Annotated in this window: 17 protein-coding genes; 10 read left to right on the forward strand and 7 right to left on the reverse strand. The window is 56.6% G+C overall.

Annotated features, from left to right (window positions below; translation table 11 throughout):
• The first annotated feature begins 36 nt into the window (after window positions 1-36).
• Window positions 37-585, forward strand: coding sequence for a 50S ribosomal protein L7/L12-serine acetyltransferase (gene rimL, locus AB8818_RS02270; RefSeq protein WP_192982376.1), 549 nt, complete (start codon window positions 37-39; stop codon window positions 583-585).
• On the opposite strand, the gene ydcK is transcribed toward rimL, so the two are convergent.
• A complete protein-coding gene (ydcK, locus tag AB8818_RS02275; RefSeq protein WP_116339979.1) occupies window positions 580-1560 on the reverse strand; it encodes a YdcK family protein in 981 nt (326 codons plus the stop codon). The genes rimL and ydcK overlap by 6 nt on opposite strands.
• 134 nt (window positions 1561-1694) lie before the next feature.
• Here ydcK and tehB point away from each other — a divergent pair, with 134 nt between their 5' ends.
• A complete protein-coding gene (gene tehB / locus AB8818_RS02280) occupies window positions 1695-2288 on the forward strand; it encodes a tellurite resistance methyltransferase TehB (RefSeq protein WP_163329331.1) in 594 nt (197 codons plus the stop codon).
• Here tehB and pepT read toward each other — a convergent pair.
• Complete coding sequence (gene pepT / locus AB8818_RS02285) at window positions 2285-3514, reverse strand: peptidase T (protein WP_192982374.1); 1230 nt, start codon at window positions 3512-3514, stop codon at window positions 2285-2287. The genes tehB and pepT overlap by 4 nt on opposite strands.
• A 111-nt stretch (window positions 3515-3625) precedes the next feature.
• On the opposite strand from pepT, the gene AB8818_RS02290 reads away from it, so the two are divergent.
• Entirely contained in the window at window positions 3626-5221 is a 1596-nt protein-coding gene (locus AB8818_RS02290) for an ABC transporter substrate-binding protein (protein WP_192982519.1), read from the forward strand.
• Between the two features lie 135 nt (window positions 5222-5356).
• Window positions 5357-6031 (forward strand): DUF3313 domain-containing protein, encoded by a 675-nt coding sequence (locus tag AB8818_RS02295; RefSeq protein WP_116339970.1) that lies wholly within the window; start codon window positions 5357-5359, stop codon window positions 6029-6031.
• A 33-nt stretch (window positions 6032-6064) separates the two neighbouring features.
• Here AB8818_RS02295 and AB8818_RS02300 read toward each other — a convergent pair whose 3' ends face one another.
• The gene (locus tag AB8818_RS02300; protein ID WP_192982372.1) at window positions 6065-6961 is read right to left on the reverse strand and encodes a DMT family transporter; all 897 of its coding nucleotides are present in this window, start codon (window positions 6959-6961) and stop codon (window positions 6065-6067) included.
• Window positions 6962-7135: 174 nt separating this feature from the next.
• Between AB8818_RS02300 and AB8818_RS02305 the strand changes: the two genes are divergently transcribed.
• Entirely contained in the window at window positions 7136-8008 is an 873-nt protein-coding gene (locus tag AB8818_RS02305; protein ID WP_192982370.1) for a helix-turn-helix domain-containing protein, read from the forward strand.
• Here AB8818_RS02305 and AB8818_RS02310 read toward each other — a convergent pair.
• Window positions 7988-9154, reverse strand: coding sequence for a benzoate/H(+) symporter BenE family transporter (locus tag AB8818_RS02310; RefSeq protein WP_163329339.1), 1167 nt, complete (start codon window positions 9152-9154; stop codon window positions 7988-7990). The two genes, AB8818_RS02305 and AB8818_RS02310, sit on opposite strands and share 21 nt — an antisense overlap.
• A 92-nt stretch (window positions 9155-9246) precedes the next feature.
• Here AB8818_RS02310 and AB8818_RS02315 point away from each other — a divergent pair, with 92 nt between their 5' ends.
• Both AB8818_RS02315 and AB8818_RS02320 read left to right on the forward strand, forming a co-directional pair.
• Complete coding sequence (locus AB8818_RS02315; RefSeq protein ID WP_192982368.1) at window positions 9247-9774, forward strand: helix-turn-helix domain-containing protein; 528 nt, start codon at window positions 9247-9249, stop codon at window positions 9772-9774.
• Between the two features lie 80 nt (window positions 9775-9854).
• Window positions 9855-11819: a U32 family peptidase gene (locus tag AB8818_RS02320; protein ID WP_371199738.1), complete on the forward strand. Its 1965-nt coding sequence runs from the start codon at window positions 9855-9857 to the stop codon at window positions 11817-11819.
• Here AB8818_RS02320 and AB8818_RS02325 read toward each other — a convergent pair whose 3' ends face one another.
• Window positions 11820-12050 carry a DUF2554 family protein gene (locus tag AB8818_RS02325; RefSeq protein ID WP_192982517.1) on the reverse strand — a complete coding sequence of 77 codons (231 nt, stop codon included), beginning with the start codon at window positions 12048-12050 and terminating at the stop codon, window positions 11820-11822. It abuts the gene before it with no gap.
• 243 nt (window positions 12051-12293) lie between these two features.
• Here AB8818_RS02325 and AB8818_RS02330 point away from each other — a divergent pair, with 243 nt between their 5' ends.
• Window positions 12294-12656, forward strand: coding sequence for a hypothetical protein (locus AB8818_RS02330; protein ID WP_163329345.1), 363 nt, complete (start codon window positions 12294-12296; stop codon window positions 12654-12656).
• A 173-nt stretch (window positions 12657-12829) separates the two neighbouring features.
• Here AB8818_RS02330 and AB8818_RS02335 read toward each other — a convergent pair whose 3' ends face one another.
• Window positions 12830-13366, reverse strand: coding sequence for a dihydrofolate reductase family protein (locus AB8818_RS02335; protein ID WP_192982366.1), 537 nt, complete (start codon window positions 13364-13366; stop codon window positions 12830-12832).
• Between the two features lie 41 nt (window positions 13367-13407).
• On the reverse strand, window positions 13408-14415 hold the full coding sequence (ftrA, locus tag AB8818_RS02340; RefSeq protein ID WP_192982364.1) for a transcriptional regulator FtrA: 1008 nt from the start codon (window positions 14413-14415) through the stop codon (window positions 13408-13410).
• A 73-nt stretch (window positions 14416-14488) separates the two neighbouring features.
• Between ftrA and AB8818_RS02345 the strand changes: the two genes are divergently transcribed.
• A complete protein-coding gene (locus AB8818_RS02345; RefSeq protein ID WP_116339954.1) occupies window positions 14489-14902 on the forward strand; it encodes a rhodanese-like domain-containing protein in 414 nt (137 codons plus the stop codon).
• Window positions 14903-15058: 156 nt separating this feature from the next.
• Complete coding sequence (locus tag AB8818_RS02350) at window positions 15059-16162, forward strand: cobalamin-independent methionine synthase II family protein (protein ID WP_192982362.1); 1104 nt, start codon at window positions 15059-15061, stop codon at window positions 16160-16162.
• Window positions 16163-16232 lie beyond the last annotated feature (70 nt).

The following is a 16232-nucleotide window of genomic DNA, read 5'->3' on the forward strand; positions in this document are numbered from 1 at the left end:
CCCTCTCCCTCCGGGAGAGGGTTAGGGTGAGGGGCAATGACCGCAACACAATCCGAAACTATTCCCGTATCTGACGCTCTCGAGCTTCGCGCCGTCGAAGAGCGCTATACCACCGAACTGCATAACCTCGTCGTCAAAAACAGAGCCTTTCTGCAAACCGCTTTTGACTGGGCGCAGCACGTGGGCAGCGAGGACGATACCCGACGCAACGTGCAGAGTAACCAGATGCTGCACCAGCGCGGCTACGCCAAAATGTTTTTGATCTTCAGGGAGGATGCGCTGGTCGGCGTACTGTCGTTCAATGCGATTGAGCCAGCCAACAAAGCCGGGTACATCGGCTACTGGCTGGATGAAGCACATCAGGGGCAGGGGATCCTCTCGCAGTCGCTGCAGGCGTTTATGCGCTACTACGCTGAGCGCGGTGAGATCCGCCGTTTTGTGATCAAGTGTCGGGTGGCGAATCAGCAGAGCAACAGCGTGGCCCTGCGCAACGGTTTTACGCTGGAAGGGTGCCTGCGGGAAGCGGAATACCTGAATGGCGCCTATGACGATGTGAACGTCTACGGCAAAATTTATACCCTATAGCGCCCCCAGCAGCGGCGTACGGGTGATGCGCTGGTCGCCGTTGATCACCTTTTCACCGCGCAGGTGAATGCTCTCACCAGCAAAGGCTTCAATCACCGCATCGTCGGTGATTTCAACCCGATGCTCTATCAGCACGTCGCCGCTGATCCGCGCGCGTCCCTGAATCACCACTTTATCATCCAGCATGATTGGCCCGCCGCGCAGCCAGGCCTGGCCGCCGATCAGGACGTGGTGCTTGATGACACAGTTTCCTTCCACCACGGCGTTCTCCGCAATCTGCGAGCTGTAGCGCACCGTCGGGATGGCATCGTCATCAAAGCCGGCAATCACGCGGGCGTTGCCGTACACTTTGGCGCAGTCGCACACCCAGACGTTGTTGAGTTCGTTACCTTCGAGGATCGCGCAGTCGAACACTTCGGCGCGGTGCTCAACAAACGCGTTATTCACCATCGCCTCGCCGTATATTTGTGCCTGATGCACAATGCGCGACCGGCTTACCGTCGCCCTGTCGTATATTTGCAGGATCTGGTCGTGGTCCGGCGTGAGGCCTTTGGCACCTATGATGACGCTGTTGTGCAGGACGCGCGCGTCGCCGAAGAGATGGCATTCGCCACGCACGCAGGAGTGCTGAACGGTGACGTTGTCACTTATTCGCGCCCCGTGGCTGACCTCTGCTGCGTCCAGCCAGCAGTTACCGCCGATATGCGCGTCGTGGCTGACGGTACACGGCAGGGTCAGGCGCGCGTTGCCGGACACGGTTGCACCGGCAAACACCACGCTGTTTTCATCGTAGATCCAGCAGTCTCCCTCCTGGGACAGGGCACGCTCATCGTCAACCCAACCGCCTTTCGTGCCGGCCGTCACGTCGCTAAAATCTACCGTGGCGATAACCTGCCGCAGCGTCGTTGAGTGGGGTGTTTCGCCGTTTTTCCATTGCCAGAGGCGGGTCTCGTCGCTAAGGCGATATTTGTTCATCTTCAAGTCTCTGATAAGCATCTTCACTAAACGTAGCAAATTTTTCGATTTTCGAACGGCTGGCAACCAGACGGTAAACCCCTTAAAATGGCATATAAAATGCACTTTCAATTTATGAGAACGCAGGAAAAACAATGACCGTCGATGAGAATTACTTCACAGAGAAATATGGACTCACCCGCACGCATTCAGAAGTGCTGTACAGCGCGGGGATTGTAAAGCCCGGTAAGACGCTGGATCTGGGCTGCGGTAATGGCCGCAACAGCCTTTACCTGGCGGCCAACGGCCACGAGGTGACCGCCTGGGATAAAAACCCGATGAGCGTTGATAACATCGAGCGCATCAAGGCGGCAGAAGGGATTGAGAATCTTCATACCGCCGTCAAAGATCTTAACAGCCTGAGCTTTGACGGCGAGTACGACTTTATTCTTTCCACCGTGGTGCTGATGTTCCTTGAGGCGAAAACCATCCCGGGCCTTATCGCCAACATGCAGCGTTGCACCAAACCTGGCGGCTATAACCTGATCGTTGCCGCGATGGACACGGCAGATTATCCGTGCACCGTTGGCTTCCCGTTTGCGTTCAAAAGCGGTGAACTGAGCAACTACTATGAAGGCTGGGAGCTGCTCAAATACAACGAAGAGGTTGGCGAGCTGCACCGCACCGATGAAAACGGCAACCGCATCAAGCTGCGCTTTGCCACCATGCTGGCGCGCAAGCCCGCTTAACGGGCGGCCAGCAGGCAGATCTGCAGGGCAGTGTTATAAGACGCCTCGAACGACGACAGTGGCAGAAATTCAAACTTCGAGTGGAAGTTATGCGCGCCGGTGAAGAAGTTCGGGGTGAGTAACCCTTTTGCCGAGAGTGCCGCGCCGTCGGTGCCGCCGCGCATAGGGATCGGTTTTGGGGTGATGCCGAGCGATTCCATCGCCTCAAACATCAGGTCGATGGCGCGCCGGTCTTCGCCAATCGCATTGCTGATGTTGCTGTAGGTATCTTCAATGCTAAAGTCGACCTTCGCCGTCGGGTGCTGGGCGGCAATCAGCGCGGCGACGTCCGCAATCTGCTGCTTGCGGGCGGCAAAGCCGGCTTTATCAAAATCACGAATGTTGGCCTTTAGCACGGCGTCGTTCTGTCCGGCCTGAATGCCGTTAAACCAGATGTAGCCCTCGCGACCCTCGGTGCACTCTGGCGTTTGCTGGCGGTCGAAATGGCTGATGAAATCGGTCGCCATCAACAACGGGTTCACCAGTACTCCTTTGGCGGACATCGGATGCGCCGTCACGCCGGTGAAGCGGATCTCAGCGGCTGCCGCATTAAAGTTCTCGTAGACAATTTCCCCCAGCTCGCAGCAGTCGATGGTCCAGGCAAAGTCGACGTCGAAGCGCTTAAGATCCAGCGCCTTTGCACCGTTCAGGCCGATCTCTTCATCAGGCACAAATGCCACGACGATGTCCCCATGCTGATGCTCTGCCGTCAAGTTTTCCAGCACCGTCATAACGACCGTGACCGCCGATTTATTATCTGCGCCCAATACGCTGGTACCGTCGCTGAAAATAATCTCTTCATTTGGGTAAGCCAGAATTTCCGGGTGCTCGTTCACCCGCAGCCAGATCTCTTTTTCTTTATTCAGACAGAGATCTTCACCGGTAAAGGTTAATATTTGCGGATGAATATTCGGTGATAATCCCACGTCCACGGTATCAATATGGGTAATAAAGCCAATGCGCGGCGCGCCGGGCACGTTGCCTTTTTTTACCGCCGTCACGGTAGCGAACTCGTCAATCACGATGTCGTCTAAACCCAGCTGCGCCAGCTCCTGCGCCAGTTCTCGCGCCATGTCGTGCTGGCCCGGGGTTGAGGGCAGAGTTTTTACTTTCGGATCGCTCTGGCTGGTAATCGCAAGATAGCGGAAAAAACGGTGCGTTAATTGTCTGGAAAGCGGCGAGCCCATAGTGTTTTCTTCCTTATTTATTTTTCAGGTGTTTGCCACTTCACTTTAATGTTATTTATGAAATGGCAAAAGAATTAATTAGCCGTCGAATTAAAAAGACAGGAATAAATGATGACAAGCAAACGCACAATGTTAACGCTGGCACTCGCTGCGCTCACGGTCAGTTCTACCGTAGCCGCGAAAACGCTGGTGTATTGCTCCGAAGGGTCACCGGAAAACTTTAATCCTCAGTTATACACCTCGGGCACCAGCGTGGACGCCAGCGCCGTGCCGGTCTATAACCGGCTGGTCGATTTCAAACCCGGCACCACGGAGCTGGTGCCGAGCCTGGCTGAGCGCTGGGAGGTGAGCGACGACGGCAAGGTTTACACCTTCCATCTGCGTCAGGGCGTGAAGTTCCAGAGCAATAAATTCTTCACGCCGACCCGTGACTTTAACGCCGATGACGTGATCTTCTCGTTTATGCGCCAGAAGGACGCGAATCATCCGTATCACAATGTCTCTAACGGCAGCTATTCCAACTTCGAAAGCCTGGAGTTTGGTAGTCTGATTACCGCCATTGACAAAGTTGATGACCATACCGTGCGCTTTACCCTGGCACACCCGGAAGCGCCGTTTGTCGCCGACCTGGCATGGTATTTTGCCTCGATCCTCTCCGCGGAATATGCCGATGCGATGCTGAAAGCGGGCACGCCGGAGAAGGTGGATATGCAGCCGATCGGCACCGGGCCGTTTAAGCTGGCGCAGTATCAGAAGGATTCCCGCATTCTGTTCACGGCATTTGCCGACTACTGGCAGGGAAAATCGAAGCTGGACAGGCTGGTCTTCACCATCACCCCGGATCCCTCCGTGCGTTTTGCCAAAATTGAGAAAAACGAATGTCAGGTGATGCCGTTCCCGAACCCGGCGGACCTGCCGCGCATGAAGGCGAACAAGGATATCAACCTGATGAGCAAAGCCGGGCTGAACACCGGTTTTCTGGCGTTTAACACCCAAAAGCCGCCGCTGGATAACGTGAAGGTTCGCCAGGCGCTGGCGATGGCGATCAATAAACCGGCCATTATCGACGCGGTGTTCCACGGCACCGGAACCGCCGCGAAAAACCTGCTGCCGCCGGGCGTCTGGAGCGCTGACAGCGAACTGAAGGATTACGATTACGATCCTGAAAAAGCGAAAGCGTTGCTGAAAGAGGCCGGCCTGGCCAGCGGCATGAGTATCGACCTGTGGGCGATGCCCGTCCAGCGGCCCTATAACCCGAACGCCAGACGGATGGCGGAGATGATTCAGGCCGACTGGGCGAAGGTGGGGGTGCAGACCAAAATTGTCACCTACGAATGGGGCGAATATCTCAAGCGCGTGAAGGGCGGTGAACATCAGGCCGCGCTGATGGGCTGGACGACCGCAACGGGCGACCCGGATAACTTCTTTGGTCCGCTCTTTACCTGCACCTCGGCAAACGGCGGTTCGAATTCGGCGAAGTGGTGCTACAAGCCGTTTGATAAGATCATCGCCGAGGCAAAATCGATAACCGATCGCGATAAACGCGTGGCGCTGTACAAAGAGGCGCAGCAAATCATGCATGACCAGATGCCGGCGGTCATGATTGCGCATTCAACGATCTTCGAACCGGTGCGCAAAGAGGTGACAGGCTACGAAATCGATCCGTTTGGCAAGCATTTATTCTGGCAGGTGGATATTAATCAGTAATTTTTCACTGCCCGGTACGCTGCCGGGCACTCTTTTCGCAATTTGTGCTGTCCGCATCATTTTTTGTCACAACAAACCCACCAGACTTTTGCTATAACTTCAAATGCATACTTGCAGATAACATGGAAAACTATCATGCGTCCTCAAACTTTTATTAAAGTTGCAGTGCTTACGGGTCTGTTGGCACTGGCGGGCTGTTCTTCAAAAGTCGCCGCGCCAGAACAATATTCAGGCTTTTTAAAAGATTACTCCGGCCTGCAGCAGACGACCTCTGCGACGGGTAAACCCACGCTGCGTTGGGTCGATCCTTCCTACAACGAAGCCAATTACGACAGTATTATCTGGACGCCGATTACCTATTATCCTGCGCCTAAGCCAACCACGCAGATTGGTAAAAGAACGCTTGATGAGCTGTTGAATTACACCAATAACAAAATGAAAACGGCGATTGGTACCCGTAAGCCGATTGTGAGCACGCCGGGTAAACACAGCCTGATTTTCCGCGGTGCAATCACCGGGGTGAGTTCGCAGAAAGAGGGTCTGCAGTTCTATGAAGTGGTGCCGGTCGCGCTGGTGGTTGCGGGGACGCAGATGGCAACCGGCCATCGCACCATGGATACGCATCTCTTCTTTGAAGGTGAGCTGATCGATGCGGCCACCAACAAACCGGTGATGAAGGTGGTTCGTAAAGGCGAAGGTAAAGAGCTGACCAACGAAAGTACGCCAATGACGTTTGCCACGCTGAAGCAGGTTGTTGATGACATGGCGACGGATGCCACCATGTTCGACGTGCATAAAACAGCGAAATAACAGTAAGCGGCCTGCAGTTTGCAGGCCGTTTTTTTATGCTGTCCGCAAGCGCCTGAACCAGGTCTCTGGTTTTGTGAACATCACCATATTCCCGCCCAGAATCAGCAGTAACCCGACGATACCGTTAATGTGCCAGACGTAGCCTTCATACACCGTTGAGATGGAGAGCGCCACCAGCGGGAAGAGCAGCGTACTGTAAGCCGCTTTACCGGGGCCGATACGTCCCACCAGCGTGAAGTAGGCGCCAAAGGCTATCACCGAGCCGAACAGGGCCAGATAGAGCAGCGCGCCCATGTAGGTGACCGTCCATTCCGGGGTAAAACTGTCGCCTCTGCAAAGCGCAATGCCGCCCATCACCAGCGTGCCGTAAAGCATCGCCCAGGCGTTGGTGGTCATGGTTTCCAGACCTCTGCGCTGATGGCGCATGCTGATCATATTGCCCAGCGAGAACCCATACGTGCCGAGGGCGGAAAGGCCAATGCCCGTCAGAAGCGATACGCTCCAGCCGCTGGCCAGCAGGTCGTCCCAGAAAAGGGTCACGATCCCCACAAGACCCAGCGCCGCCGCCGTCCAGAAACGCGCGGGCGGGCGCTGTCCGAAGAAAATAAAACAGTTAATGGCGTTGTAGAGCACCGCCATGGAGAAGATCACCGATTCCAGCCCGGTGTTGATGTGCGCGGCCGCGGTATAGAAGCACCAGAAGTTAAAGCAGAAGACGCAGCATCCCTGAAGCATGCAGAACAGGTGATCCCGCAGGGCCATCTTGCGCAGGCGGCGCAGGGCAAGTAACACCACCATCATCGTGGCGCTGGCCACCGCGAAGCGCCAGAAAATTGACACCGGGGCCGCCACGGGACCCTGCTGCAGGAAAATGGCAATCCAGGTGGTTCCCCAGATGATCACCACCAGTCCGTATAATAATGCGTTCATATTTTTTCTCTTCTCAAACCACGGAAGCCCGCAGTATGGCGCGGAGAGCGACAGGGGACTTTCACCGGCTTGCGGTAGACTTGCAAAATCTTGCGCTTTTTTCTTTTCCGGGGGCTGGCAACGGGGGACAACAGTTCTTAGACTGACAGTTCATTCAATAACGCGCTAATGGTTATGTCTCACGCTTACGATACCTTTGAAACGCTACGCCAGCAGAATGCGGTCCTGCGGGAAACCGTTTCTCTGAATTCCGGCATTCAGCTGGCGGCGTGGTACAACAAGCGCGATACGATAACGGTTAAGAGCAACCATCACACCCTCAGTCTGTACGTCGCCGACGGTTACGAGAGCTATCAAAAGACGCCGGGCGGCTGGAAGAACGGCGGGGGACCGGATCGTTTCTGTTTAATGCCGAAAGAGAGTGAATCGACGTGGGATATCCGCGACGACCTGTCTTTTGTCCATCTCTACTGCACCGACGAACACCTGCGCGATGTGGGCGAAAAAATCTGGGACAAGCGGCCGCTGTCGCTGACGCTGGACGAGCGCATTTTTGGCAGCGACCCGAAGATCACCGCGCTGTACCGCCAGTTTCTTCTCGGCTGCGACTGGCAGCAGCAGGCCAATCAGCTCACCCTGAGTACGGCCTCCACGCTGCTATTGACCCACCTGCTGCAAAACTACGCTAACGTTCAGTGGAAGCTGCCGGTCGTTACCGGCGGGTTATCGCCGTTTGTTCTGCGCAACGTGCTGGCTTTCATTGAAGAAAACCTCGGGCAGCCCCTGACGCTGGCTGAGCTCGCGACGCAGGCTGCCCTCAGCGAATACCATTTTGCCCGCATGTTCCGCCAGTCGACGGGGCTGGCGCCGCATCAGTACGTCATGCAAAGGCGCATGGAAAAAGCGAAAAACCTGGTACAGCATACCTCGACGCCGCTCACGGATATCGCGCTGGCCTGCGGGTTTAACTCCGCCAGCCACTTCAGTAACCGTTTCCGTAGCGTCATGGGCATCACGCCGTCTCAGCTACGCGCGGCGAGCGCGTGAGAACAGTGCGTAGCACACCCCACCCAGCACCAGCCCCCAGAATGCCGAACCGATGCCGAGGATCGTAACGCCGCTCGCGGTCATCAAAAACGTGACGATGGCCGCGTCGCGCTCCGCTTCATGATTCAGCGCCTGATATAAACTTCCGCTAATGGTACCCAGCAGCGCCAGACCGGCAAGGGTCTGGATCCAGCTGAGCGGCAGTGCTGCCATTATCGCGGTGATAGATCCGCCGAACACCCCCGCCAGCAGATAAAACCCGCCAGCCGCGATGGCCGCCAGCCAGCGCTTAGCGGCATCCGGGTGGGCATCCGGGCTTTGACAGATAGCGGCGGTAATGGCGGCTATGCAGATGGAAAAGACGCCGAAGGGGGACAGCAGCAGCGCGAGCCCGCCCGTAAAAATAATGATCGGTGAGACCGCCAGCGGATAGCCGGACGCTTTCATCGTCGCGAAACCGGGCGCATTTTGCGAGGCCATGGTCACCAGAAAGAAAGGCAAACCGATACTTACCAGACTGGTGAAGGTAAAGGCGGGGGCAATAAACTCAGGCATCACGGGGGAGAGGGTGATTTTATCGGTGACAACGTCACCTCCGGCCCACGCCACGATCCCGCCCACCAGCAGCGTAACGACGATGGCATACCGCGGTGCCAGCGCTTTCGCTACCAGCCACGCCGCAATCATGCTTCCGCACAGCAGAAAGTGCCCGTCCAGATGGGCAAACGCATGCAGCCCAAACTGCAGGAGTACGCCCGCCAGCATGGCGGCCGCAAGCGAATGGGGGATTAGCTTCATCAGACGGGCAAAAAGCCCGGTAACGCCGCAGAGTAAAATGAGCGCGTTGGCGAAGATGAACACGCCGATCGTCTCAGCCAGCGTTACGCCGTGCAGGCTTGTGGCGAGCAGCGCCGCGCCGGGCGTAGACCAGGCGGTCAGCACCGGGGCTTTATACCACCAGGAAAGCGCCAGGGTGCTGACGCCCATTCCTGTCCCCAGCGCGGTCATCCAGCCCGCGATCTGCTGTGCGCTGGCGCCCGCCGCCGCCGCGGCCTGCCAGATAATGGCTGCAGAACTGGCGTAACCGACCAGGACGGCGACAAATCCAGCCAGTGCGGCTGGAACGAGATGAGAGGAAGGGCGCATGGGAACTCCGTTGTGCGTTATAACGTCCGCGATAAGGTAACACTGTGCGTTATAGCGTACAAGTGGTATGCTCATCGCCATCAGGAGGGAGCATGGACATTACACAACATCTTGCAGCAACGCTGAAAACGCTGCGCCAGGCCCGCGGCTGGAGTTTGTCGAAGCTGGCGGACGAAACCGGCGTGTCGAAAGCGATGCTCGGGCAAATCGAGCGCAATGAGTCCAGCCCGACGGTGTCGACGCTGTGGAAAATTGCCACCGGGCTGAACGTCCCGTTTTCCGCGTTCATCACGCCCGAGGCGGACAGGCCGGCGGTGTTTGATTCGCAGCAGCAGGCGATGGTGATTAAACCGCTCTTTCCCTGGGATGAGACGCTCAGGTTCGATCATTTCTCCATCACGCTGGCACCGGGCGCCCTGAGCGAGTCCACGCCGCACGAGGCGGGGGTGATCGAACACGTGGTGGTGATTGACGGCGAGCTGGAGATGAACATCAACGGGGAGTGGCAGACGGTTTATGCCGATTCTGGCGTTCGTTTTGCCGGCGATAAAGCACACGCCTACCGCAACAGCACCGACCGGCCGGTGCATTTTCACTCTCTGATCCATTATCCCCGCTGAGGCTACGCAAAACTGTTTCGCTGTCGCATACTTCTGACTACAATAGCCGCCATTTTGACCATAACGGATAACGACGAAGTATGCGCCTGCAATCCCATCATCTTGAACTTTTAAGCCCGGCCCGCGACGCCGCCATTGCCCGTGAAGCAATCCTTCACGGCGCTGACGCCGTCTACATCGGCGGCCCTGGCTTCGGTGCCCGCCATAACGCCAGCAACAGCCTGAGCGATATCGCCGAGCTGGTGCCGTTCGCCCACCGTTTCGGGGCGAAAGTGTTCGTGACCCTGAACACCATTCTTCATGATGATGAGCTGGAGCCCGCGCAGCGTCTGATTACCGATCTCTACCAGACCGGCGTTGATGCCCTGATCGTTCAGGACATGGGCGTCCTGGAGCTGGATATTCCGCCCATTGAGCTGCACGCCAGTACCCAGTGCGATATCCGTACGGTAGAAAAGGCGAAGTTTCTCTCCGACGTCGGCTTTTCGCAGATTGTTCTGGCGCGCGAGCTGAACCTTAATCAGATCCGCGATATTCACCAGGCGACGGACGCGACGATTGAATTCTTTATCCACGGGGCGCTGTGCGTGGCCTATTCCGGCCAGTGCAACATTTCCCACGCCCAGACCGGCCGCAGCGCCAACCGCGGCGACTGCTCTCAGGCCTGCCGTCTGCCGTATACCCTGAAAGACGATCAGGGCCGCGTCGTGGCGTTCGAAAAACACCTGCTCTCCATGAAGGATAACGATCAGACGGCTAACCTGGGCGCGCTGATCGACGCGGGCGTGCGTTCCTTCAAGATTGAAGGGCGCTACAAAGATATGAGCTACGTAAAGAACATCACCGCGCACTATCGCCAGATGCTCGACGCCATCATTGAAGATCGCGGCGACCTGGCGCGCGCGTCAGCCGGGCGTACCGAGCATTTCTTTGTTCCGTCGACGGACAAAACCTTCCACCGCGGCAGCACGGACTATTTCGTGAATGCCCGTAAAGGGGATATCGGCGCGTTTGACTCACCGAAGTTTATCGGCTTACCCGTTGGTGAAGTGCTGAAAGTGGCGAAAGATCACCTTGACGTTGAAGTGACGGAACCGCTGGCGAACGGTGATGGCCTTAACGTGATGATTAAGCGTGAGGTCGTGGGCTTCCGCGCCAACACGGTCGAGAAAACCGGCGAGAACCGCTACCGCGTATGGCCGAATGAAATGCCTGCCGATCTCTACAAGGCAAGGCCGAACGCGGCGCTTAACCGTAACCTGGATCATAACTGGCAGCAGGCGCTGCTTAAAACCTCCAGCGAGCGTCGCATCGCGGTGGATATTGAGCTGGGCGGCTGGGAAGAGCAGCTGATTCTGACCATGACCTGTGAAGACGGCATCAGCGTGACGCATACGCTCGACGGCCTGTTCGAGGTGGCAAACAACGCGGAAAAAGCGCTTAACAGCCTGAAGGATGGCGTGGCGAAGCTGGGCCAGACAATTTACTACGCACGCGCGATAGAGGTTAATCTGCCGGACGCGCTGTTCGTACCGAACAGCCTGCTTAACCAGTTCCGCCGTGAAACGGCAGAGATGCTGGATGCAACGCGTCTGGCCCAGTATCCGCGCGGCAGCCGTAAGGCCGAATCTGTTCCTGCGCCCGTGTATCCGGACACCCATCTATCCTTCCTCGCGAACGTTTACAACCATAAAGCGCGTGAATTCTATCATCGTCACGGCGTGCAGCTGATCGACGCGGCCTATGAAGCGCACGAAGAGAAGGGCGATGTGCCGGTGATGATCACCAAGCACTGCCTCCGCTTTGCTTTTAACCTGTGTCCTAAGCAGGCGAAAGGGAATATCAAGAGCTGGAAGGCGACCCCCATGCAGCTGGTTAACGGCGACGAAGTTCTGACCCTGAAGTTTGACTGCCGTCCGTGCGAAATGCACGTTATTGGTAAGATGAAAAACCACATCTTCAAAATGCCGCCGCCGGGCAGCATCGTCGCGTCCGTCAGCCCTGACGATCTGATGAAAACCCTGCCGAAGCGTAAAGGCAGTTAACTACCTTACGTGCGTGTCCGGTTTGCGCGATTTCTGCCACTGGTGGTGTTCGCGCAAACCCTCCGCCGACTCTTCTGCCACACTGCGTAACTCGTCGCTGTCGGCCTCATGCCGCAGCTGATGTTCAACATTTTTTACCCATACGTATTCATGGCCCTTGTGCCCGGCCATAAGCTGGCCTGAAAACAGAGCGCAAATAAGCAGGACGACAGATAACCCTTTTTTTAGCATGGTGTTCACCGCTGAATAACATTGCGGAATAAGCATGCCGATCGTTTCTTCGTGTTATTATTCTTTTATTCAAAGTACGGCAAAGAAAATGTCAAATACTGTTGGATCGGAATTCGTCTTAGGAAATTTCCTAAATATGATTGTGGCGTTGTAAACTACCTGTTCTGGTACTGAAAGAGACGTTTGCTTTAAGGATAATCCTATATAATAGAGGTTCTCTGGCTAAGGAATGGGTCTTAATTAATGAAAAAAATAATCGCGCTTGCGCTCCTTGTGGCGGCCGTAGGGGCTACCGCAGGGTTCCGCTATATCGAGAATGGCGAACCAGAATATATTCAGTCCGCAGAAACCCGCGTTGGTTCCTATTTAACCAGCGACTACGGACGCGTAGCCTGTAATAGCAAAAAAGTAAATGAACAACGCTGGGAATTAGACTGCACGCATCAGTCTGGGGGAAAAACATTCCAGTTCGCAGTGTATCCCTCTGAAAAAGCACCCTATGGTGTCTCGCGATCGTTTTATCTCGAAGCCCTTAACGACGATGCAAAACAGAGCGCTGAGCAGGGTCTGATGCGCTATTTGCAAATCAACACCAGGGCGAGTTAATCGTTAATAAGGCTGTTGAGCTTTCGTTGAGGAAGTCGGTGTTAGTTTGTTCGAGATCCGCTGCCCGACCATGGAGTGTCGGGGACGTAGAGACCAAAATACAAATCTATCCATGCAAGCATTTACCGCCAGAAAATGGCGGTTTTTTTTGCCAACTCGCTTGTGCCATGCCCCTATGATCTCACCTGATAGTGTGACTGTACCAGTCCCGAAGGGAAGCTGCGGCTTGATACCAGGGTTAAATCAATATCCCGGGACAGCGTGCCAAAAAGCGGTTTTCCTGAGCCGAGCAGCACGGGTACGGTAGTGATAACAATATCGGCGACCAGCCCTTCGCGCAGGAAGGACTGTATCACCTGCCCGCCATCGATATAGACGCGATTTACGTTTTGTGCCGCCAGATCGCCGAGAATCTCTTTTGGCGTGCTGCGTGAGAACTGCACTTTGCCCTTCAGCGCCTCGGGCACGGGCGTTCCGGCCAGCTGTCGGGAGAGCACCAGCACGGGCCGGTCATAAGGCCATGCGTCAAAGGTCAGCACCTTTTCGTAGCTACCCCGGCCCATCACGATCCACTCTTTATCGGCGATGAACGCGTTATAGCCATGATCTTCTGTCGGGTCATCGCGCTGCAGCAGCCAGTCGATATCGTCATTCTCTCTGGCGATGTAGCCATCAAGACTGACAGCGATAAAAACGTGTGTGGTGACCATCAGGAGCTCCGTATTAAAACGTAATCGAAAAGACTGACCGTTCAGCGGCCAGCATCAGGGGGCGAAAACTGTTTACGATACTGGGCAGGCGAAAGCGCATACTGCTGGCGAAAATGATGGCGCAGCGTCGAGGCCTGACCGAACCCGGTCTGTTCAGCAATGCTGTCGATGCTCAACCGGCTGCTTTCCAGATAATCTTTCGCTCTCAGCAGGCGTTCATTGATCAGCCAGCGTGCGGGCGTCATCCCCGTCGCCGCCTCGAAGCGGCGCAGGAAGGTGCGCTGGCTCATACCGACCCGACGCGCCAGCGAGTCGAGGCTGTGCGGCTCGATAAGATTCTGGTGCAGATAGTCAAACAGCTGGCCCAGGCGCTGGCTCTCACGCAGCTGCGCCACCGGGCGGCTCAGCTGCTGCGGCTGCGAGCCGTCACGGTGAGGAGGGATCACCAGCCGCCGCGCCACGCTGTTGGCGGTTTCCAAACCGTAATCCCGCCGGACGACGTGCAGACAGAGATCGATCCCTGCCGCGCTGCCCGCAGAGGTCAGGATGTCTCCCTCGTCCTGGTAGAGCACGTCCTCAACCACTTCGATTTCAGGGTAGCGGGCCTTAAGCGCGTCAATATAGCGCCAGTGCGTTGTGGCCTTGCGGCCGTTCAGTAGCCCCGTAGCGGCCAGCACGAACACGCCCGAACAGATGGACAGCAGCTGGGATCCGCGCGCGCTGGCCTGGCGCAATGCCTCGCAGAGCGCGTCCGGAACCGGTGCATCCAGCCCGCGCCAGCCGGGAACCACGATCAGATCTGCCGACGCAAGCAGGCTCAAATCGCCATCAGTAACCATGCGGATCCCGCCGGTCGCCCGCAGTTCTCCGCTATCCACGCTCGCCACCGCAAAACGATACCAGTCGTCGCCCAGTTCCGGACGCGGCAGGCCAAAAATCTCCACCGCGACGCCAAACTCGAAGGTACACAGTCCGTCATAAGCCAGCACCACCACCTGCGGGCGGGAAATCTGCCTTAAATTTGTCATCTTTTTGCTGTTTTCTGGCATAAGCAAGCGCATTCATGAGCTGAATTTGTGGATAGAGTAGTGTTAACACAAACGCCAAAGATGAGGAAGGATCATGAGCTATGTTACTGAATTTCCGGCTGCCGAGCCGCAGGAAGCCGTTACCCATTTTCTGCGTCGCCTGAGCGTCGAAACCGACTGCGCCGACGTGCATCATGCCATCGCCAATAATGAGCAGGACTTTGTGCTGCTGCACGTGGTGGGGAGCCCGGAACAGTTTGCCCGTCGCCATGTGCCGGGGGCACTGCATATGCCCTGGAGCCAGATTACCGCTGAGCGGATGTCCCAATGGCCGGAAGGGACGCTGTTTGTCGTCTACTGCGCGGGGCCGCACTGCAACGGCGCAGACAGAGCCGCGCTGAAGCTGGCGCGTCTCGGGCTGCCGGTCAAAATCATGCTTGGCGGCATTACCGGCTGGGAAGATGAGCGCTACGCGTTTGCCAGCCTGGCGTCCGTCGCCGCGCTGTGAATATGAATTTTTTTCAACACCCATGAAATTTTCTCGTTTGCCGGAAGCGGTGACGTATGACATCTTTTTTGGACATTTAGACATCCAGAAGTCTAAATATTCAAATGATGAATTATCACTGCCGGCAATTATCGCCGGCAGACTGAGGAGATTTCCATGCAACGACAGCACGCCCCATACCGCGCCGACGTAGTCGGCAGCTTTTTACGTCCGGATGCCGTTAAACAGGCGCGCCTGAAGTTCGCCAGCGGCGAAATTGATGCCGGACAGCTTCGTGCGGTGGAGGACGAGGCCATTCGCCACGTCGTCGAGCAGCAGTGTGCGTGCGGCCTGCATGTCGTGACCGACGGTGAATTTCGCCGTGCCTGGTGGCACTTCGACTTCTTTGACGGTCTGCAGGGCGTTGAGCGTTACGATTCGCAGCAGGGCATTCAGTTCAACGGAGTACAAACCAAGGCCCACGGCGTGCGCGTGACCGGCAAGCTGGGCTTTGGCGACCACCCGATGCTGGAAGATTTCCGCTATCTGAAAAGCATCAGCGGCAATGCCCAGCCGAAGATGACCATTCCCAGCCCAAGCGTGCTCCATTTCCGCGGCGGGCGCAAAGACATCGACGCGACGGTTTACCCGGATCTGAACGACTATTTCGAGGACCTGGCGACCACCTGGCGCGACGCCATCCGCGCATTCTACGACGCGGGCTGCCGTTACCTGCAGCTGGACGACACCGTCTGGGCCTATCTCTGTTCGGACGATCAGCGCCGTCAGATCCGCGAGCGCGGCGATGATGCCGATGAGTTGGCGCAAATCTATGCCCGCGTGCTGAACAAGGCGCTGGAAGGCAAGCCGGAGGATCTGACCATCGGGCTGCACGTCTGCCGCGGCAACTTCCGTTCCACCTGGATTTCCGAAGGCGGCTACGAGCCGGTGGCGGAAGTGCTGTTCGGAACGGTTAACGTTGACGCCTTTTTCCTCGAATACGATAACGACCGCAGCGGGGATTTCGCGCCGCTGCGCTTCGTTCGTCCGGGCAAGCAGCAGGTGGTGCTGGGGCTGATCACCACGAAAAACGGTGAGCTGGAGAACCCGGAAGGCGTCAAGGCGCGTCTGGAAGAGGCAGCGAAGTACGTGGCGAAAGATCAGATTTGCCTCAGCCCGCAGTGCGGTTTTGCCTCGACAGAAGAGGGCAACAGCCTGAGCGAAACCCAGCAGTGGGATAAAGTCCGTCTGGTCACGCAGATTGCCAGCGAAGTCTGGTAAACCTTCCGGCACAGCGCTGCATTATAAAAGTGCAGCGCTGTGCCATTCTGAGTCGTTCTCTTTACATCCT

It is taken from the genome of Enterobacter sp. KB-280D8 (assembly GCF_041399405.1).
GTDB lineage: Bacteria > Pseudomonadota > Gammaproteobacteria > Enterobacterales > Enterobacteriaceae > Enterobacter > Enterobacter cloacae_N.